The following is a 19824-nucleotide window of genomic DNA, read 5'->3' as shown; positions in this document are numbered from 1 at the left end:
ATGATGAGGGGCCTGCTCTCCTTCAGCAGCATGACCATGGTGTCGCGAATGCTGGGGCTGGTGCGCGACCAGGTCATCACCACCACCTTCGGCAGCAATGCGGTGACCGATGCGTTCTGGGTGGCCTTCCGGGTTCCCAATTTCCTGCGGCGGCTATTTGCTGAAGGCTCCTTTGCCACCGCCTTCGTGCCGGTGTTCACCGAGGTCAAGGAAACCCGGTCGCATGCCGAGCTGCGCGAGCTGATGGCGCGCGTGGCCGGGACCCTCGGCGGCGTGCTGCTGCTGGTCACCGCGCTGGCGCTGATCTTCGCCCCGCAGCTGGCCACGCTGTTCTCCAGTGGGGTGGACACCGATCCGGCCAAGCATGGCCTGCTGGTGGATCTGTTCCGTCTGACCTTCCCGTTCCTGCTGTTCGTGTCGCTGACTGCGCTGGCGGGCGGGGCACTGAACAGTTTCCAGAAGTTCGCCATGCCGGCGCTGACCCCGGTGATCCTCAACCTGTGCATGATCGCCGGGGCGGTGTGGCTGGCGCCGCGGCTGGGTGGGACGCCGGAAAGGCAGATCCTTGCGCTGGGCTGGGCCGTGCTGGCGGCGGGCATGCTGCAGTTGCTGTTCCAGTTGCCTTCGCTGAAAGGCATCAATCTGTTGACCCTGCCGCGCTGGGGCTGGCGACATCCGGGTGTGCGCAAGGTGCTGACCCTGATGGTGCCGACCCTGTTCGGCTCTTCGATCGCGCAGATCAACCTGCTGCTGGACACCGTGATCGCCGCCAAGCTGACCGACGGCTCGCAGTCGTGGCTGTCGCTGGCCGACCGGTTCCTGGAACTGCCGTTGGGCGTTTTCGGGGTGGCGCTGGGCACGGTGATCCTGCCGGCGCTGGCGCGCCATCATGTCAAGACCGACCGCGCCGCGTTTTCCAGCGCGCTGGACTGGGGCTTCCGGACAACTTTGCTGATCGCAATGCCGGCCATGCTGGGGTTGTTGCTGCTGGCCGAGCCGCTGGTGGCAACGTTGTTCCAGTATCACAAGTTCACCGCCTTCGACACCCGCATGACGGCGTTGTCGGTGTACGGCCTGAGCTTCGGCCTACCGGCGTACGCCATGCTCAAGGTCGTGCTGCCGGCGTTCTATGCGCGTCAGGACACCCGCACCCCGGTGCGCGCCGGCGTGGCGGCGTTGGTAGCCAATATGGTGTTCAACTTTGCGTTCCTGGCGGTGCTGTACCAGCTCATGGTGCCGCCCGAGCTCAAGGCGCAGGGCGTGATGCAGGCGCTGGGTAAGCAGCCCGGGCTACATCTGGCGCTAAGCATCGCCAGTGCGTTGTCGAGTTATCTCAACCTGGGGCTGCTGTGGTACTGGCTGGGCAAGTCCGGCGTGTATCAGCGCCGGCCGGGCTGGGGCGGCTATGTGATGCGTCTGCTGCTGGCGTGTGCGGCCATGGTGGCGGTGCTGTTGAGTTTGCTGTGGTGGCTGCCGTCGTTCACCGGAATGGACAAGTGGCAGCGGATCGGCTGGCTGGCGGTGCTGGTCGGCAGTGGCGGGCTGACCTACGTGGTGGCGCAGCTGGCGCTGGGCTTGCGGCTGCGGGATCTGCGCGAGGGCTGAGCCTGGATGTCGGATTTTGTGATGGGGGCAGGCAGGCCTTGCCGGCCTCTGGAATGGGGAACGGCATGGCAGCATGAAAGGCGGATTTGCCCCTTGTCCATGGTGACGGCCGGCGGATTGTCGGCCGCGGGCTGCTCGGCAGGTGCGTCCCAAAAGGTGGTGTGGCGCGTCATGCCCATTGGCGCTTGAGTGATCGGTGCGGGCCGTGCGGGTTGACAGGCACGGCTATACTTACAAGTTATGTATCAGCGAGGGTCGGCCGCCAAGCCGGCATCTGTTTGGATCGAGGAATGAGCAGGCTGTTTAGAGACGTCGAGGGCGGGACGCTGTTCCCGCACGGAAGCGTGGTCTGCATCGGCGCCTTCGATGGCCTGCACCTGGGGCATCGGGCATTGGTGCAGCACGCAGTTGACCGCGCGCGCGCGCTGGGCGTACCGGCAGTGGCGTTGAGCTTCGAGCCATTGCCGCGCGAGTTCTTCGCCCAGGCCGCACCGCCGCCGCGGCTTACCCTGGCGCGCGCCAAGATCGAAGGCTTGCTCGGCTTCGGCGCCGACAGCGTAGGCCTGATCCGTTTCGATGGCCGTCTGTCGGCGATGAGCGCCGAAGACTTCGTGCGGCTGGCGCTGGTGGGCCGGCTCTGCGCACGCGAGGTGTGGATCGGCCCGGAATTCCGTTTCGGCCATCGCCGTGGCGGCGACATCGCCTTGTTGCGCACACTCGGCGAGCAGCACGGTTTTGCGGCCGGGGAGATTGCGCCGGTGCATCTGCATGGCGAGCGCATTTCCGCCACGCGCATCCGTGAATTATTGGTGGCAGGCGAGTTTGCGCACGCCGCCGATCTGCTTGGCCGCCCTTACGCCATCGGCGGGCGGGTGGTGCGCGGCAAGCAACTGGGTCGCACGTTGGGCTACCCCACTGCGAATCTGCGATTTTCGCGCACGCCGGCGCTGTCGGGCATCTATGCCACCTGGGTGCACGGCGTGGCCGCGCAGCCGTGGCCCTCGGTATCCAGCTTCGGCACGCGGCCGACCGTGGCTGGCGTGGAGCCGCTGCTGGAAGCGCATCTGTTCGATTTCCAGGGCGATCTGTACGGCCGGCATCTGGAAGTCGAATTCGTCGCCAAACTGCGCAACGAGGAAAAGTTCGATGGCCTGGAAGCGCTGACCGTGCAGATGCATCGCGATGCCGAACAGGCGCGCGCGGTGCTTCAGGGCAGCCCGTCGCGGATGCTGGTTGGCGCTGAACGCATGGGCGGCCTGCAGCAGGCACGCGATGTTTCCGTGCATGCCGAAGGCGGTCGCGCGCAAGGCGCTGTGGCGCCCGGTGCAGACCCCAATGATGCGAGTCTCTCGCAACAGCCCGCACATCCGAGTGCGGACTCCAATGATGCGAGTCCTTCGCAACAGCCCGCACGTCCATGTGCGGACTCCAATGATGCGAGTCCTTCGCAACAGCCCGCACGTCCCTGTGCGGACTCCAATGATGCGAGTCCCTCGCAACAGCCCGCACATCCCTGTGCGGACTCTTCAATGAAAGCAGCGCAACGGTAGATTCCTGTGACCCAAGACTACAAAGCCACTCTTCATCTGCCTGCGACGGACTTTCCGATGCGCGGCGACCTGCCCAAGCGCGAGCCGGCGATGCTGGACCGCTGGGAGCGCGAGGGCCTGTATGCGCAGCTGCGCGCCAACGCGGCCGGACGCCCGCTGTTCGTGCTGCACGATGGCCCGCCGTATGCCAACGGCCAGATCCATCTCGGTCACGCGGTCAACAAGATCCTCAAGGACATCATCGTCAAGTCGAAGTATCTGGCTGGCTTCGATGCGCCCTACATCCCGGGCTGGGACTGCCACGGGCTGCCGATCGAGATTGCAATCGAGAAAAAGTACGGCAAGGTCGGCGTGAAGCTGGATGCGGCGGAATTTCGTCAGAAGTGCCGCGAGTACGCGAGCGAGCAGATCGATCTGCAGCGCCGCGACTTCAAGCGCCTGGGTGTGGTGGGCGATTGGGACAACCCGTACAAGACCCTGGATTTCCGCTTCGAGGCCAACGAGCTGCGCGCGCTGGCAAAGATCGTCGACAACGGCCATCTGACCCGTGGCGTCAAGCCGGTGCACTGGTGCTTCGATTGCGGCTCGGCGCTGGCCGAGGCCGAGATCGAGTACGCCGACAAGGTCTCGCCGACGGTGGATATCGCCTATCCGGCGCGCGATCCGGGCGCTGTCGCTGCCGCATTCGGTGCGACGCTACCGGCGGGCGTGAGCGTGGCGGTGCCGATCTGGACCACTACGCCGTGGACGCTGCCGGCGTCGCTGGCGGTGAGCCTGGGTGCGGAACTGGATTACGTGCTGGTCGAAGGCCCGGCCGATCGCGGCCAGCCGCGTTGGCTGGTGATCGCCGAAGCGTTGGCGGCCAAGGCGCTGTCGCGCTACGGCGTGGACGAGGTGGTGGTGCACGGTCGCGCCAAGGGCGCGGCGCTGGATCAGATGCTGCTGAACCACCCGTTCTACGCCGAGCGCGAGATCCCGCTGCTGCTGGGCGACCATGTGTCGGCCGAGGACGGTACCGGCGCGGTGCACACCGCCCCAGGTCACGGCCAGGAGGACTACCAGGTGTCCAAGCAGTACGGGCTGCTGGAGCGCTACGGCGCTGCGCAGATCAATCCGGTGGACGGACGTGGCGTGTATCTGCCGTCGACCCCGCCGCTGGGCGACACCGTGCTGGCCGGGCTGCATATCTGGAAGGCCAACGAGGTCATCATCGACGCGCTGCGCGACACCGGCGTGTTGCTTGCCGCCAGCAAGATGGAGCACAGCTATCCGCATTGCTGGCGCCACAAGACGCCGATCGCCTTCCGTGCCACGCCGCAGTGGTTCTTTTCGATGGAGCAGGCCAACCTGCGCGCTGACGCGCTCAAGGCGGTCGAACAGGCGACGTGGTACCCGGCCTGGGGCCAGGCGCGTATCGCCGGCATGGTCGAAGGACGTCCGGACTGGACCATCTCGCGCCAGCGCACCTGGGGCGTGCCGATCGCCCTGTTCGTGCATCGCGAAACCGGCGAGCCGCACCCGCGCAGCACCGAGTTGCTGCGCCAGGTGGCCGACCGGGTGGAGCAGGGCGGTGTGGACGTGTGGTACACGCTGGACGCCGCCGAGCTGCTGGGCGACGAGGCCGCCGACTACGACAAGATCACCGACATCCTGGATGTGTGGTTCGACTCGGGCGTGACCCACGAGGCGGTGCTGGTAGACCGCGGCCTGCCCACGCCGGCCGACCTGTATCTGGAAGGCTCCGATCAGCACCGCGGCTGGTTCCAGTCCTCGCTGCTGACCGGCGTGGCGATGAATAAGGCGGCGCCGTACAAGCAGTGCCTGACCCACGGCTTTACCGTGGACGAGCACGGCCGCAAGATGTCCAAGTCGCTGGGCAACGGCATCGAGCCGCAGGACATCATGAAGACGCTGGGCGCGGACATCCTGCGCCTGTGGATCGCCTCGGCCGACTACAGCAACGAGATGTCGCTGTCGCAGGAGATCCTCAAGCGCAATGCCGATGCATATCGCCGGCTGCGCAATACCGCGCGTTTCCTGCTGGGCAACCTGCATGGCTTCGACCCGCTGCAGCATCTGGTGGCGCTGGACGACATGGTGTTGCTGGACCGCTGGATCGTGCATCGCGCGCATGAGCTGCAGGAAAAGATCGTGGCCGCCTACGCGCGCTACGACTTCGCCGAAATCGTGCAGGCGCTGCTGAATTTCTGCAGCGTGGATCTGGGCTCCTTGTACCTGGACGTCACCAAGGACCGTCTGTACACGATGGCCGAAGAGTCGCGCGGCCGCCGGTCTGCGCAGAGTGCGATGTATCACGTGGCCGAAGCGTTCGTGCGTTGGATCGCGCCGGTGCTCACCTTCACCGCTGAAGAGCTGTGGGCGTATCTGCCCGGCGAGCATGTCGGCAACGTGCTGTTCGCCACCTGGTATGACGGCCTGGCGCCGTTGCCGGCCGATGCCGCCTTGACCGGCGCGGACTTCGACAAGTTGCTGGCGCTGCGTGAGCAGGTTGCCAAGGTGCTGGAGCCGATGCGCGCAAACGGCGCGATCGGCGCGGCGCTGGAAGCGGAGATCACCGTGGCTGCCGATGCGCAGACCGCCGCGCGCTGGCAGCCCCTGGCCGATGAACTGCGCTTTTTGTTCATCAGTGGCGATGTCACCGTGACAGCGGCCAGCACCGACGACATCTTCGTCAGTGCGCAGCCCACGACCAAGGCCAAGTGCGTGCGCTGCTGGCATCACCAGGCCAGCGTAGGCAGCGACCCGCGGCATCCGGAGCTGTGCAGCCGCTGCGTCAGCAATATCGAAGGCCCCGGCGAGGTGCGTCGCTGGTTCTAGCGTCGCGGGTTCTGATGTGTTGATTGCTTCTCCCGCAAGCGGGAGTCCGTTCCAATATACCTTCTCCCGCAAGCGGGAGTCCATTCCAATACCCTTCTCCCGCAAGCGGGAGAAGGTGGCGCGCAGCGCCGGATGAGGGCATTACTTCGCATCCGGCACTGCTTGCCGATTTGCCCGTCGGGCAGCTTCTTCCGAACCCGGAAGTAGCAACAGCTAAGGTGATTCGATGACCGCAAGACCCAAACCCTCCGCATTGATCTGGTTGCTTCTGTCGGCCGTGGTGATCGGGCTGGACCAGTGGAGCAAGGCCTGGGTGCTGTCCAGCCTGCCCGAGTACACCCCGGTGCCGGTCATCGAGGGTTTTTGGAACTGGTACCGCACCTATAACACCGGCGCGGCCTTCAGCTTTCTGAGCGATGCCGGCGGCTGGCAGCTGTGGTTCTTCACTGCGTTGGCGGTGGGTATCAGCGGCCTGCTGGCGTTCTGGCTGTCGCGCACCGCGCGCAACGAGTGGCGCAGCGCGCTGCCGTATGCGCTGGTGATCGGCGGAGCGATCGGCAATGTGATCGACCGGCTGATGCACGGCCATGTGGTCGATTTCATCCAGTGGTACATCGGCAGCCATACCTGGCCGTCGTTCAACATCGCCGATTCGGCGATCGTGGGGGGCGCGATCGGGATTGCCGTGTTCGGCCTGTTCGACAAGTCCGGCAAGCGGGAGCCGGGAATCGGGAATCGCCGCTGAAGTTCCCGCGGACCGGCGCTGCCCGGCTCCATTCCCCAATCGCCATTCCCGTAGAATGCACCGCATGGATGTCCTGCTCGCCAATCCCCGTGGTTTTTGTGCCGGCGTCGACCGCGCGATCGAGATCGTCAAGCGTGCGATCGAGACGCTGGGCGCGCCGATCTATGTGCGGCACGAGGTGGTGCACAACCGTTTCGTGGTCGACGACCTCAAGCAGCGCGGAGCGATCTTCGTCGAAGAACTGGACGAGGTGCCCGACAACGCCACGGTGATCTTCAGTGCGCACGGCGTCTCACAGGCTGTGCGCCAGGAGGCCGAGCGCCGTGGGCTCAAGGTGTTCGATGCCACCTGCCCGCTGGTGACCAAGGTGCATTTCGAGGTGGCGCGGCACTGCCGGGCCGGCCGCGACGTGGTGCTGATCGGCCATGCCGGGCATCCGGAAGTGGAAGGCACGATGGGGCAGTGGAGCCGTGAGCGTGGCACGGGCACTATCTATCTGGTCGAGGACATCGCGCAGGTGGCCACGCTCCACATCAACCAGCCGGAAAACCTGGCCTACACCACCCAGACCACGCTGTCGGTGGACGACACCATGGGCATCATCGAGGCCCTGCGCGCACGCTACCCGGCGATGCAGGGACCCAGGCACGACGATATCTGCTACGCCACCCAGAACCGCCAGGACGCCGTGCGCGATCTGGCGCGCCAGTGCGACCTGGTGCTGGTGGTCGGTTCGCCCAACAGTTCCAACTCCAACCGGCTGAGCGAGCTGGCCCGGCGCGATGGCGTGGAGTCGTACCTGATCGACAATGCCAGCGAGATCGACCCGGCCTGGGTCGTCGGCAAGCAGCATATTGGCCTGACTGCCGGTGCCTCCGCGCCGCAGGTGCTGGTCGACGGCGTGCTGGCCCGGTTGCGCGAGCTCGGTGCGGCAGGCGTGTCCGAACTGGAAGGCGAGCCGGAATCGATGGTGTTCGCGCTGCCCAAGGAACTGCGGCTGCGTCTGGTCAGTTGAGCGCGACGGACGCCGGCAGCATCTGCGATGGCGCGACAGGCGGCATCGATTGACCGGGCTGCGTCGTGCTCCTACAATGCACGGCTCGCCGGAATAGCTCAGTTGGTAGAGCGGCGCATTCGTAATGCGTAGGTCGTAGGTTCGATTCCTATTTCCGGCACCAACGCTTCAGCACTGGGTCGGCCCTTGGCCGGCCCAGTCGCGTTTTGGGACGGCGCGCAACTGGATGCGCCTTTCAACACCGCTTTTTTGGCGCGGTCGCAGCGCTTGAGTAACGGCCACGGTCGCCCACTGCACCCGCGCGCTGCGCTGCGCTGCGACAACATGTCGCACACTTTTGCGCGCATTAATTGCGGCAGATCATTGCCAATGGGTTTCGTGCAGGTGCAGCAAAGATTAAAATTGGCGCGCTAACCCGTGTCTTCGGTCTGCGCGGGCCCGCCTTCACCAGGAAGGGCAGTGTCGGACATCTCCCTTGCGGAGCGACGAACGAGGCTGGCGTTCCTTCGCACTTGGATCGACCGATGATTCCGCTGAAACATCTCGGGCGTTTACTTCGTCCAGGCCTGGTGTTGCCGTTCCTGCTGCTGGCAGGCTGCAACTCGGCCATCCTCAATCCGAAAGGCCAGATCGGCCACGACGAGAAGCAACTGCTGATCACCTCGGTGGTGCTGATGCTGATCGTGGTCATCCCGGTGATCGTGATGACGATTGCGTTCGCCTGGAAGTATCGCGCGTCCAACACGAAGGCACGCTACGAGCCGGATTGGTCGCACTCCACCGCCATCGAAGTGGTGGTGTGGTCGATCCCGTGCGTGATCATCCTGGTGCTGGCGGTGCTGACCTGGCGCTCCTCGCACGCACTGGACCCGTACCGGCCGCTGGATTCGGACGTCAAGCCGATCAACATCGAAGCGGTGTCGCTGGACTGGAAGTGGATGTTCATCTACCCGGACCAGAATATCGCCACCGTCAACGAGATCGCGTTCCCGGTGCACACGCCGCTGAACTTCAAGATCACCTCCGACACGGTGATGAACTCGTTCTTCATTCCGCACCTGGGCACCATGATCTACGCGATGGCGGGCATGGAAACCAAGCTGCATCTGGTGGCCAACGAGCCGGGCGAATACTTCGGCCTGTCGACCAACTACAGCGGTCACGGCTTCTCGAAGATGAGCTTCAAGGCGCATGCGGTCGATCAGGCCGGCTTCGAGGCGTGGGTGGCCAAGGTCAAGGCCTCGCCGACCGCGTTGAATGCTGCCGAGTATCAGGTGCTGGCCGCCAATCGCAACGACAAGGAACAGTATCCGATCACCTACTACTCGTCGGTGCAGGACGGCATGTTCCGCTCGCTGGTCGACAAATACATGAATGGTCCGGGCCACAGCAAGGGTCATGGCGACCATGAGGCATCGGCTGCAGAGCCGGTCGCCATGTGCACTTCTGGAGACAAGTGATGCTAGGCAAACTTACGATCGAGGCAGTTCCGTACCACGAGCCGATCATCATGGTCGCGCTGGGTGGTGCAGGGCTGCTCGGCCTGCTCATCGCGGGCGCCATCACCAAGTACAAGCTGTGGGGCTACCTGTGGAAGGAGTGGTTCACCTCGGTGGATCACAAGCGCATCGGTGTGATGTACATCATCGTGGCGCTGGTCATGCTGCTGCGCGGCTTTGCCGACGCGGCCATGATGCGTACCCAACAGGCGCTGGCAGGTAACGGCGGCGAAGGTGTGCTGCCTCCGCACCACTACGACCAGATCTTTACCGCGCATGGCGTGATCATGATCTTCTTCATGGCCATGCCGTTCATGACCGGCCTGTTGAACCTGATCGTGCCGCTGCAGATCGGCGCACGCGACGTGGCGTTCCCGTTCCTGAACTCGCTGAGCTTCTGGCTGTTCGTGGCCGGTGCGGCGCTGATCAACATCTCGCTGGGTGTCGGTGAATTCGCGCAGACCGGCTGGCTGGCGTATCCGCCATTGTCGGGGCTGGAATACAGTCCAGGGGTCGGTGTCGACTACTACATCTGGGCGTTGCAGGTGTCCGGGTTGGGCACGTTGCTGACCGGCATCAACTTCTTCGTGACGATCATGCGGATGCGCGCGCCGGGCATGACCCTGATGCGCATGCCGATCTTCACCTGGACCGCGCTGATCACCAACATCCTGATCATCGCCGCGTTCCCGATCCTGACCGTGGCGCTGGCGCTGCTGGGTGCCGACCGTTACCTGGGCACGCACTTCTTCACCAACGACGGTGGCGGCAACGCCATGATGTACGTCAACCTGATCTGGATCTGGGGTCACCCGGAGGTCTACATCCTGATCCTGCCGGCGTTCGGTATCTTCTCCGAGTTGATTGCGACTTATAGCCGCAAGCGGTTGTTCGGCTACACCTCGATGGTCTATGCCACCTCGTGCATCGGCGTGCTGTCGTTCGTGGTGTGGTTGCACCACTTCTTCACCATGGGCTCGGGTGCCAACGTCAATGCCTTCTTCGGCATCACGACGATGATCATCTCGATTCCGACCGGCGTGAAGATCTTCAACTGGCTGTTCACCATGTTCCGCGGTCGCGTGCACATGACCTCGCCGGTGCTGTGGACGATCGGCTTCATCATCACCTTCACCATCGGTGGCATGACCGGCGTGATGCTGGCGATTCCGGCCGTGGACTTCGTGCTGCACAACAGCCTGTTCCTGATCGCGCACTTCCATAACGTGATCATCGGCGGCGTGGTGTTCGGTTACCTGGCGGGCCTGACCTACTGGTTCCCGAAGGCGTTTGGCTTCAAGCTCAACGAGAAGATCGGCAAGGCATCGTTCTGGTGCTGGATCATCGGTTTCTTCGTGGCCTTCATGCCGCTGTACGTGCTCGGTTTCATGGGCATGACCCGTCGCATGAACACCTACAACCATCCCGAGTGGGCGCCGTGGCTGTATGTCGCCGCGGTGGGTGCTGCGATCATCGGCCTGGGTATCTTCCTGAACCTGGTGCAGATCGGTTACAGCGTGTGGAAGCGCAAGGAGCATATGGATTACACGGGCGATCCGTGGGATGGCCGTACGCTGGAATGGGCCACCTCCTCGCCGCCGCCGTTCTACAACTTCGCCGTGCTGCCGCACATCGACGACCGCGACCAGTTTTGGGCCGACAAGCAGAACGGTAAGGGCTGGGTGCGTCCGTCCAAGTACGAGCCGATCCACATGCCGCGTAACACCGGTGCAGGCGTCTATATCGGTGCCTTCAGTGTGCTGCTGGGCTTCGGTCTGATCTGGCACATCTGGTGGCTGGCCATCATCGGCCTGGTGGGCATGATCGGCAGCTTCATTGCACGCACCTTCGATGACGACATCGATTACTGGGTGCCGGCCGATGAAGTGGAGCGCATCGAAAACGCACGCTTTGCCCTGCTCGAACAGCAACAGGCGGCGCAGGCCGCGAAGGTGGTATGACCATGGCTTCCTCGACCACGCTTGACCACGCCGCCCACGCGGGCGGCCACGATCACGACCACGACGAGCATCACGACGGCGGTGGCAACACCGTCTTCGGGTTCTGGGTCTACCTGATGAGCGACTGCCTGCTGTTTGCGGGCCTGTTCGCCACCTATGCGGTGCTCTCGGGCGCCACGGTGGACGGGCCGACAGCCAAGGAGCTGTTCGACCTGAAGTTCGTGCTGGTGGAAACCTTCCTGCTGTTGTTCAGCAGCCTGAGCTTCGGCTTTGCGATGATCTCCGCGCACAAGCGCAGCATGACCGGCCTGTATGGCTGGCTGGGCGTCACGGCGCTGCTGGGTATCGGCTTCCTGTGCATGGAAGTGTGGGAGTTCAATCACCTGATCCATGAAGGTGCCGGCCCGGGTCGCAGTGCGTTCCTGTCCGCCTTCTTCACCCTGGTGGGCACGCACGGTCTGCACGTGGCCTCGGGTCTGTTGTGGATGGCGGTGCTGGTGATCCAGATCTCAAAGAACGGCCTGACCCCGCGCAACAGCACGCGTCTGGCCTGCCTGAGCCTGTTCTGGCACTTCCTGGACATCATCTGGATCGGTGTGTTCACCGTCGTCTATCTGTTGGGAGCGCTGTAATGGCCAATCACCACCACACCGATACCGCTGCCGATGCGCATGCCGGCGGCTTGAAGTCCTACCTGATCGGCTTCGTGATGGCCGTGATCCTCACTGTCATCCCGTTTGCGATGGTGATGAGCGGCGCCTTCTCCAAGGGCGTCACCATCGTCGTCATCTCGGTCATGGCCGCGGTGCAGATGCTGGTGCACATGGTGTATTTCCTGCATATGGACCGCACGCCCGAGCAGCGCTCCAACGTGCAGGTGGGCCTGTTCTCGCTGCTGATTATCGGCATCGTGATCGTCGGCTCGCTGTGGGTGCTGCACAACATGAACGTCAACATGATGCATTGAGACGGCACCACGCCGGATCGATGCAGCGTTGAAGAAAAAGCCGCCAAGCGATTGGCGGTTTTTTTTATGCGTCAATCGCGCGCAACATGACCAATGGCATACGGGGAAGCACAGGCGGGCGCTTAGCATCGTGGGCTTGCCTGTTCCAGGTCCCTGCGGAGTTGCGATGAAGATGCCCACCCTGTTGTCCGTGTCGTTGCTGGCGGCACTGTCGTTGCCTGCGGCCGCGCAAACCGCACCGCCGCAGGACGTGCCGTTCGACGGCACCTTGAAGATCGACGTGGATGCCACCGATCTGGCGCACCGCATCTTCAAGGTCAAGACCACCATGCCGGCCAAGCCCGGCCCGATGACGTTGCTGTACCCGCAATGGATTCCCGGCAACCATTCGCCGACCGGCCCGATCGACAAGCTGGCCGGTCTGGTGATCAAGGTCGATGGCAAGGTGGTGCCATGGACGCGCGACCAGTTCGACGTCTACGCGTTCAAGGTGGACGTGCCGCAGGGCGCCACCGAGCTGACCGCCGAGTTCAAGTTCCTCTCGCCGCAGGCTCCCACCCAGGGCCGGGTGATGATGACCCCGGAAATGCTCAACCTGCAGTGGAACACCACGGCGCTGTATCCGGCCGGTTATTTCGCACGCAACATCAAGGCGCAGGCCAGCGTCACGCTGCCGGCCGGCTGGAGCTATGCCACGGCGCTGGAGACCGACCGCCGCGTGGGCGACACGGTGACCTTCAAGCCGATCGATTTCGACGACCTGGTCGATTCGCCGATGTTCGCCGGCAAGTACTACAAGCGCGTGGAGCTGAGCGCGGGCAAGCAGCCGGTCTATCTCAATGTGTTTGCCGACGAAGCCAAGTCGCTGGACGCCAAGCCCGAGCAGATCAAGGCGCATGCGGCGCTGGTGCAGCAGATGGACAAGCTCTACGGCGCGCGGCATTTCGATCATTACGAATTCCTGCTGGCGCTGACCAAAAAGCTGGGTGGCATCGGCCTGGAGCATCACCGTTCCAGCGAAAACAGCGGTGTGCCGACCTATTTCACCGAGTGGGACAAGAGCTGGACCGGGCGCGACCTGCTCGCGCACGAATTCAACCATTCCTGGAACGGCAAGTACCGCCGTGGGGCCGACCTGGCCACGCCCAATTTCAACGTGCCAATGGGCGACAGCCTGCTGTGGTTGTACGAAGGCCAGACCCAGTTCTGGGGCGAAGTGATGGCTGCGCGGTCCGGCCTGTGGACGCAGGACCAGGCGCGCGACATGCTGGCCGGCGTGGCGGCCCAGTACGAGCGTGGTCGCCCCGGCATGGCCTGGCGCACGGTGCAGGACACCACCAACGATCCGACCATGTCGATGCGCCGCCCGAAGGCGTACCGCAACTATCAGATGAGCGAGGATTACTATTCCGGCGGCCAGATGATGTGGCTGGAAGTGGACAGCAAGCTGCGCGCGCTGACCAACAACAAGCGCTCCATCGACGACTTCGGCAAGGCGTTCTTCGGCATGAAGAATGGCGATTGGGACGTCAACCCGTACACCTTCGACGACATCGTGAGCACGCTCAACGGCATTGCACCGTACGACTGGGCGAGTCTGTTGCGCGAGCGCATGGACGGGCACGGCTCGTTGAATGGCGGCATCGAGGCCAATGGCTGGAAGCTGGTCTACAACGAAGAGCCGAACCTGGCGACCAAGGCCGACGAGAGCGACGACAAGGACGTCAGCCTGACCTATTCGCTTGGCCTGTCCTTGAAAGCCTCGGGCGATATCAGCGATGTGCTGTGGGACGGTCCTGCGTTCAATGCGGGCCTGATTACCGGCAACACCATCGTGGCGGTGAATGGCCGCGCTTTCAGCAGCGAGGTGATCAAGGACGCCATCAAGGCGGCCAAGGGCACCACCGCGCCGATCGAATTGCTGGTCAAGCGCCTGGACCGCTACGACACCGTGCGCCTCGATTATCACGGTGGGCTGTTGTACCCGCATCTGGAACGCATCGCCGGCAAGCCGGATCGCCTGAGCGAGTTGTACAAGCCGCGCTAAGTCATGCACTCCCACGGCGTTCCGCACCGTGGGAGTGGTGGAGCCGAAGCTGCCTGACTGCCCATACCGGTCAGGCAGTTTTTTTGCATTGATGCGTCGACGCGTCGATGTGATCCGGGACCGGCAGCAACGGGGCGCCGGCAAGCGCATGGCCATCGTCTGCGCGCACGTCATTGCATAGCGCACCAGGTCGTCATCGACTCTGACGATTCCCGATTCCCGAACGCGTGCGTCGCGCATGCTGAGACCGTCAGCCACTATCCTGTCAGTTCGAGAACAACAGGCAAGAGACGATGGCGAAGGCGAAAACGGCCTATGTCTGCGGCGAGTGCGGCGCCGAGTACACCAAGTGGCAGGGGCAGTGCACCGAGTGCGGTGTCTGGAATACGCTCAGCGAGATCGTGCTCGAAAGCGCCACGCCCGGCAGCAAGGCCTCGCCGGCGGCGTCGCGGCGCAGCGGCTGGGCCGGCAAGGCCGAGGCGCCCAAGATCATGGCGCTCAAGGACGTGCAGCAGACCGAGCAGGCGCGCGTGTCCACCGGCATCGGCGAGTTCGACCGCGTGCTGGGCGGCGGGCTGGTGGAAGGGGCGGTGGTGCTGATCGGCGGCGACCCGGGTATCGGCAAGTCGACGTTGCTGCTGCAGGCACTGGCCAGCATGGCCAGCACGCTGCCGGTGCTGTACGTCACCGGCGAGGAGTCGTTGGCGCAGGTGGCCGGACGCGCAGTGCGCCTGGATCTGCCGCTGGAAGGGCTCAACGCCCTGGCCGAAACCGGCATCGAAAACATCCTGCAGCACGCCAGCGTGGCGCGGCCCAAGCTGATCGTGGCCGATTCGGTGCAGACCTTGTGGACCGAATCGCTGACCGCAGCGCCGGGCTCGGTGAGCCAGGTGCGCGAAAGCGCGGCGCGGCTGGTGCGCTTTGCCAAGGAGACCGGCACCGCCGTGTTCCTGGTTGGCCATGTCACCAAGGAGGGCGGCATTGCCGGCCCGCGCGTGCTCGAGCACATGGTCGATGCGGTGCTGTATTTCGAAGGCGAGAGCGGCAGCCGGTTCCGCTTGTTGCGCGCGTTCAAGAACCGCTTCGGTGCGGTGAACGAGCTGGGCGTGTTCGCGATGGGCGAGAAGGGCCTCAAGGAGGTCTCCAACCCGTCGGCGATTTTCCTGTCCGGCGGCAGCACCCAGCAGCCGGGCAGCTGCGTGATGGTCACCCGCGAAGGCACCCGGCCGTTGATGGTGGAGGTGCAGGCGCTGGTGGATTCTTCCCCCTTGTCCAATCCGCGGCGGGTCGCCGTGGGGCTGGAGCAGAACCGCCTGGCGATGTTGCTGGCAGTGCTGCATCGGCATGGAGGCATCGTGGTGGGCGATCAGGACGTATTCGTCAACGTGGTGGGCGGTATTCGCGTGCAGGAAACCGCGGCCGACCTGCCGGTGCTGCTGGCGGTGCTGTCCTCGTTGCGCGACCGGCCGTTGTCCGAGAAGACCATCGCCTTTGGCGAAGTAGGCCTGTCCGGCGAGATCCGCCCGGTGCCCAACGGCGAGGACCGGTTGAAGGAGGCCGCCACCCACGGCTTCAAGCGCGCAATCGTGCCCCGTGCCAACGCGCCCAAGACCGCCAGCATCAAGGGCATGGAGATCATCGCGGTGGAGCGGCTGAGCCAGGCGCTGGAAGCGGCGGCGGATTAGCGGCATTCCGCTTGATTCGTGCAGGCAGCCTGCACGAGGACAACCCGGTCGGCCCGTTGCCGGGCGGGGCACCGCGAGCAGCTGCAGCAGGCGGTTGCGCTGTCGCGAGACACCGAACGCCTTGCGAGCCCAGCCTGCCGGACAGTGCGCCGTCCCGGCAGAAACGGCCTCTACCTAGGCTGCGACCGTCTGTCGGCTGGCCCGGTGTCATCCGCATCTGTGGGGACGGAAACCGTTTTCACCCGATGTGCGCTATGGCAACATGCGCGGCCGCTGCATCGAGCAGCGGATCACAAACACCGCTGACTGCCCGTACTGGAGAAACACAATGGAATGGATGTTGTTGCCGCTCAAGCGCTATGCCGACTTCGAAGGGCGTTCGCGTCGCAAGGAATATTGGATGTTCATGCTGTTGCAGGCGATCACCCTGGTCGTCCTGACCATCATGTTCGGTATTGCGGCAGCGGTCATGGGCGGCGACGGCAACCCCGGCCCGCTGGCGTGGCTGGTGTTCGCCATCATGATCATCGTGGTATTGGCGATGATGGTGCCGAGTATCGCGGTGACCGTGCGTCGCCTGCATGACCAGGACAAGTCGGGCTGGTTCTATCTGATCAGCTTCGTGCCGTACGTCGGCGGTCTTGTCGTGCTGGTCTTCATGTGCCTGGAAGGTACGCCCGGCCCGAATCAGTATGGCGAAAACCCGAAGCTGTAAGCAGCTGGTTCAAGCGTGATCGAACGATGGCGCAGGCATCCCCTGCGCCATCGTCGTTTACGCGGCCGGATGTCTACGGCGCGGCGCGTGGCATGGGGCACGACCTCATCGGCAGCTTGCTCAGCAGGCGGCGGAATGATGCGCAGTGGTTGCACTCAGGCTCTTGCCTGGCAAAAGCGGATCCTTGTCTGATGAGGCAAGTTCCAGCTTGTATCCGTGCGAATACACGGTCCGGATACGTACCGCACCACTGTGATTGCACAGCTGCAGTTTCTTGCGCAGCTTGTAGATGTGCTGTTCCATCGTGCGGTCGGTGAATTCGGTGTGGCTGCCCCAGACCGCCTTTGCCAACTGGCAGCGGCGGAAGCACACGCCAGGGCTGGAGAACAGGAGCCAGGCAATCGAAAATTCGCGCGAGGTCAGCACGATCGGCTTGCCATGCAGGTAGACGGTGTTCTCCTCGCGCACGAGTTGGTACGGGCCGACACTCAGTTGCTGGACTTCCTGGCAGGCCTGGGGCGCCGGGCTGACCGCCAACGCCGCACGCACCTGCAGCTCGTGCGAGTTGAATGGGAGCGCTAACACTTCCTGTGCGCCGGACTGGTACCAGGCCAGGATGTCGTTCGGGCAGTCGAACCGCCCCAGCACGATCAGTGGCGTGGGATGGCCGCTGTGGCAGCGCTGCCAGGCCAGCACCGAGCTGTCGTCCGAGGCCACGCAAGTGGCGTCGAAGATCAGCAGCTCGCAGGGCGAATGCCGCAGCGTCCGCAAGAGCTCCAGTTCATCGGAAAACACCGCAACGTGGGGCGTCAGCGGGGCGAGGCTCGCATTGACCTGCGAGGCCAGGCGCGCGTCCTGCGTCAACAGGAAAGCCGATCCCTGCTTCCCGGAGGCGTTGCCGTGCATCAGCCGGCCTTCCCGTACTGGCACGCAGACAGGCCATGTACTGAATGCCGGCAACGGGCGGTTGGCGCCATGATGAAACCCACATCTCTGGATAAGTGCATCGCCATACCATCGGGCTGCCGGGGGAAGGGTCTGACCGAGGTCGGACGAATGGTATGTACCATTCCAAGGGCAGAAAGTTTCACTGCTGCGCACTTTTCTTCGGGTTCGGGTAGGCGCGCTTTAACTTGCGCTCATGTATGCGTAACGCAGCTCTTACACACAGGGCATGCGCGATACGAAAGACGCATAGACGCGCAGTTGGCAGCGGAATCCTGGCGGCTCTAGCTGCGCAGGTGGCTGGGCAGCAGCCATGGAATTGGTCGTGAGAGGTCTAGACCAGGGTATTGCGATTAGGACGCTCGCGCATCGCACTTGGAATAGGTTTGCGGGGTCGGTAACCAGAAGGTGACTTCGGTTATGAGTGGCCGACGCGCGTGCGTTGAATGCTCTGGAGCATCACACGTGCCGATGCGCAGCGACTGCTAACCGCCCAAAATCCATATCGAGGTGATGTGTTGGCAGACGTTGTGCAATGAGCGCGCAGGAAGTGGCGCCAACGTGTCTTCGATGCACGCTTGAATCGGTTGCAATGTCCTGCGCTAGACATTCTCTGGCGTACGCAAACGGCAGCGGCGCTTATGCAAAACGCACGGCAGGGCCGGTGGTGGACAGAGTGAGGTTTTTTGATTTTTGCGGCGCTCCAAGGTGAGAAATTCCATTGGATCCGCTGCATACAATCGTTTGCGCCAGCGAGAGCGGCGCGCTGTTGTCATTTGCTCATCCCCCTATGAGAGAGCCCGGCATGATCCTTACCACCTACTTCGCAGCGATTTCTGCCCTGTCGTACGCAGATCGTCTTCCTACCTATACAAGCAGGATGCTGGTTGGTGCCTGGCCGCAAGGTCTGCAACATCTTCAACAACGCCGCGATGGACAGGCCGCGCCCGAGGGAACCGACGATGAAGTCGCCCTGCTCGGTGCCAGTGGCGATGCGTTGTTGATCCTGGAGTACCAGGAAGAGGCCGAAGACGCCTACCGCCACGCCCTGAAGGCAATGCGTGGCCATCAGCGGCAACTGCGGCTGCTCTCCTGCCGCAATACCGCATGGTTGATGCTCAGCCAGCGCCGACTCAGCGCCGCACTGAACTGCTTCGCGCAGCTGGCGATGGATCGCGACACCCCCGCCTGCCTGGGCGGCGAGAGCCTGCTGGGCAAGGCGCTGACCCATTTCCACCTTGGCCAGAGCACGCTGGCACTGCAGACCCTGGAGCGGGCGCACGAGGTGCTGGCGGAGCTGGAAAGCGGAGCCTCGGACTGGCTGCGGATCACCACCGCGTTGCGGCTGGACATGATCGCGCAGCTGCGCATCCGCCGTGCCGACCGCATGAGCGACCACGTGTTCTGGCAGGCCACGCTGCGCCAGGAAGATGCCGCGCATGCGTTCGAGCCCAGCGAACTGCGGGCCTGCATTGCCGATCTGGCCGAGAGCATGCCGGTGCTTGCACAGCGCATGCGGCATGTCCGCAACCTGCTGCGGATTGCCGGCGGCGACACGTTCGGCTTCGACGCCCAGATCGATGCATTGCCGGCGGCGGCGAACGGCTGCCCGCCGTGCGCGCGGCAGGATGCGCAGGTGGAGCTGGCGCTGGCGGCGCTGGCGGTGGGCCGGGCCGATCTGGCCGAGCGTGCGCTGGCCGGTGCCGGGCGGCATCACGCGCCACGCTGGAATCTGGAGTACGAGTATTGCCAGGCCAAGATCAGCCAGGCGCTGGGTCGTACCGAACAGGCCTTGCTGCTGTACAACCGCTACGCGCTGGGTGCGGTGCAATGCCTGCGCAGCGAAGTGCAGGCGCCGCGGCTGCTGGAAAGCGGCACGCCTGCGCATGTGAGCGACGACATCTCCGCGCGGTTGCCGGCCAAGTACCGGCGCGCGTATAGCTACATGATCACCAACGCGCACCGCTCGGATCTGTCGATCAATGAAGTCGCCGCGCAGATCGGGGTCACCGGGCGCGCGCTGCAGCAGGCGTTCAAGTCGGCCACCGGGCTGTCGCCGACCCAGGTCCTGCGGCGTTACCGCATGCAGAGCATCCGCGACGAACTGCTGGCCGACGGCGGTTGCGGCAGCGTGCTGCAGGCAGCCAGCCGCTGGGGCGTTGGCAGTCGTTCAGCGCTGGCCAAGGGGTACCGTCAGCACTTCAACGAGGCGCCGATGGAGACCTTGCAGCGTTAGTCGACCCGGCCACGGC

14 protein-coding genes and 1 tRNA gene are annotated in these 19824 nt (G+C 64.0%); 14 read left to right on the top strand and 1 reads right to left on the bottom strand.

The genetic code is table 11. The annotated features are described in order from the left end of the window. The 13 genes from murJ (at window position 1) to XnspCFBP7698_RS10290 (ending at window position 16627) form a co-directional block, all read left to right on the top strand. Window positions 1-1605, top strand: a complete 1605-nt coding sequence (gene murJ, locus XnspCFBP7698_RS10350; RefSeq protein WP_123137412.1) for a murein biosynthesis integral membrane protein MurJ — start codon at window positions 1-3, stop codon at window positions 1603-1605. A gap of 290 nt (window positions 1606-1895) precedes the next feature. After that, entirely contained in the window at window positions 1896-3155 is a 1260-nt protein-coding gene (locus XnspCFBP7698_RS10345) for a bifunctional riboflavin kinase/FAD synthetase (RefSeq protein ID WP_104580999.1), read from the top strand. Window positions 3156-3161: 6 nt separating this feature from the next. Further along, window positions 3162-5993 (top strand): isoleucine--tRNA ligase, encoded by a 2832-nt coding sequence (gene ileS, locus XnspCFBP7698_RS10340; protein WP_104581000.1) that lies wholly within the window; start codon window positions 3162-3164, stop codon window positions 5991-5993. A gap of 226 nt (window positions 5994-6219) precedes the next feature. Then, the gene (lspA, locus tag XnspCFBP7698_RS10335) at window positions 6220-6738 is read left to right on the top strand and encodes a signal peptidase II (RefSeq protein ID WP_039409539.1); all 519 of its coding nucleotides are present in this window, start codon (window positions 6220-6222) and stop codon (window positions 6736-6738) included. Window positions 6739-6802: 64 nt separating this feature from the next. Next, the gene (ispH, locus tag XnspCFBP7698_RS10330) at window positions 6803-7753 is read left to right on the top strand and encodes a 4-hydroxy-3-methylbut-2-enyl diphosphate reductase (RefSeq protein ID WP_104581001.1); all 951 of its coding nucleotides are present in this window, start codon (window positions 6803-6805) and stop codon (window positions 7751-7753) included. Between the two features lie 87 nt (window positions 7754-7840). Beyond that, window positions 7841-7916 (top strand) — tRNA-Thr (locus XnspCFBP7698_RS10325). A gap of 361 nt (window positions 7917-8277) precedes the next feature. Next, window positions 8278-9213 (top strand): ubiquinol oxidase subunit II, encoded by a 936-nt coding sequence (gene cyoA / locus XnspCFBP7698_RS10320; protein ID WP_104581002.1) that lies wholly within the window; start codon window positions 8278-8280, stop codon window positions 9211-9213. Continuing rightward, on the top strand, window positions 9213-11213 hold the full coding sequence (cyoB, locus tag XnspCFBP7698_RS10315) for a cytochrome o ubiquinol oxidase subunit I (protein WP_047696032.1): 2001 nt from the start codon (window positions 9213-9215) through the stop codon (window positions 11211-11213). Before cyoA ends, cyoB begins: the two co-directional genes overlap by 1 nt. Beyond that, window positions 11210-11845, top strand: coding sequence for a cytochrome o ubiquinol oxidase subunit III (cyoC, locus tag XnspCFBP7698_RS10310; RefSeq protein ID WP_179454805.1), 636 nt, complete (start codon window positions 11210-11212; stop codon window positions 11843-11845). The genes cyoB and cyoC overlap by 4 nt, the downstream gene beginning before the upstream one ends. Beyond that, on the top strand, window positions 11845-12180 hold the full coding sequence (gene cyoD / locus XnspCFBP7698_RS10305; RefSeq protein WP_003484294.1) for a cytochrome o ubiquinol oxidase subunit IV: 336 nt from the start codon (window positions 11845-11847) through the stop codon (window positions 12178-12180). Before cyoC ends, cyoD begins: the two co-directional genes overlap by 1 nt. Window positions 12181-12346: 166 nt before the next feature. Further along, window positions 12347-14227 (top strand): tetratricopeptide repeat protein, encoded by a 1881-nt coding sequence (locus XnspCFBP7698_RS10300; RefSeq protein ID WP_158255458.1) that lies wholly within the window; start codon window positions 12347-12349, stop codon window positions 14225-14227. Window positions 14228-14520: 293 nt separating this feature from the next. Next, on the top strand, window positions 14521-15912 hold the full coding sequence (gene radA / locus XnspCFBP7698_RS10295; RefSeq protein ID WP_123137411.1) for a DNA repair protein RadA: 1392 nt from the start codon (window positions 14521-14523) through the stop codon (window positions 15910-15912). A 328-nt stretch (window positions 15913-16240) separates the two neighbouring features. Continuing rightward, window positions 16241-16627 carry a DUF805 domain-containing protein gene (locus XnspCFBP7698_RS10290; RefSeq protein WP_104581004.1) on the top strand — a complete coding sequence of 129 codons (387 nt, stop codon included), beginning with the start codon at window positions 16241-16243 and terminating at the stop codon, window positions 16625-16627. Window positions 16628-16747: 120 nt separating this feature from the next. Here XnspCFBP7698_RS10290 and XnspCFBP7698_RS10285 read toward each other — a convergent pair whose 3' ends face one another. Then, window positions 16748-17533 carry a response regulator transcription factor gene (locus XnspCFBP7698_RS10285; protein ID WP_166743421.1) on the bottom strand — a complete coding sequence of 262 codons (786 nt, stop codon included), beginning with the start codon at window positions 17531-17533 and terminating at the stop codon, window positions 16748-16750. Between the two features lie 919 nt (window positions 17534-18452). Here XnspCFBP7698_RS10285 and XnspCFBP7698_RS10280 point away from each other — a divergent pair. Further along, window positions 18453-19808 carry a helix-turn-helix transcriptional regulator gene (locus XnspCFBP7698_RS10280; RefSeq protein ID WP_179455065.1) on the top strand — a complete coding sequence of 452 codons (1356 nt, stop codon included), beginning with the start codon at window positions 18453-18455 and terminating at the stop codon, window positions 19806-19808. The last annotated feature ends 16 nt before the right edge of the window (window positions 19809-19824 follow it).

Source organism: Xanthomonas sp. CFBP 7698 (genome assembly GCF_003600855.1).
GTDB classification, from domain to species: domain Bacteria; phylum Pseudomonadota; class Gammaproteobacteria; order Xanthomonadales; family Xanthomonadaceae; genus Xanthomonas; species Xanthomonas cannabis.
This window is presented reverse-complemented; position numbering and strand designations above follow the sequence as displayed.

Coding starts and splice junctions, on each gene's coding strand:
- XnspCFBP7698_RS10345 (WP_104580999.1), top strand. CDS start 1,896: ATGAGCAGGCTGTTTAGAGACGTCGAGGGCGGGACGCTGTTCCCGCAC.
- XnspCFBP7698_RS10280 (WP_179455065.1), top strand. CDS start 18,453: ATGCTGGTTGGTGCCTGGCCGCAAGGTCTGCAACATCTTCAACAACGC.
- cyoC (WP_179454805.1), top strand. CDS start 11,210: ATGACCATGGCTTCCTCGACCACGCTTGACCACGCCGCCCACGCGGGC.
- XnspCFBP7698_RS10285 (WP_166743421.1), bottom strand. CDS start 17,533: ATGCACGGCAACGCCTCCGGGAAGCAGGGATCGGCTTTCCTGTTGACG.
- lspA (WP_039409539.1), top strand. CDS start 6,220: ATGACCGCAAGACCCAAACCCTCCGCATTGATCTGGTTGCTTCTGTCG.
- radA (WP_123137411.1), top strand. CDS start 14,521: ATGGCGAAGGCGAAAACGGCCTATGTCTGCGGCGAGTGCGGCGCCGAG.
- cyoD (WP_003484294.1), top strand. CDS start 11,845: ATGGCCAATCACCACCACACCGATACCGCTGCCGATGCGCATGCCGGC.
- XnspCFBP7698_RS10300 (WP_158255458.1), top strand. CDS start 12,347: ATGAAGATGCCCACCCTGTTGTCCGTGTCGTTGCTGGCGGCACTGTCG.
- murJ (WP_123137412.1), top strand. CDS start 1: ATGATGAGGGGCCTGCTCTCCTTCAGCAGCATGACCATGGTGTCGCGA.
- ispH (WP_104581001.1), top strand. CDS start 6,803: ATGGATGTCCTGCTCGCCAATCCCCGTGGTTTTTGTGCCGGCGTCGAC.
- cyoA (WP_104581002.1), top strand. CDS start 8,278: ATGATTCCGCTGAAACATCTCGGGCGTTTACTTCGTCCAGGCCTGGTG.
- cyoB (WP_047696032.1), top strand. CDS start 9,213: ATGCTAGGCAAACTTACGATCGAGGCAGTTCCGTACCACGAGCCGATC.
- XnspCFBP7698_RS10290 (WP_104581004.1), top strand. CDS start 16,241: ATGGAATGGATGTTGTTGCCGCTCAAGCGCTATGCCGACTTCGAAGGG.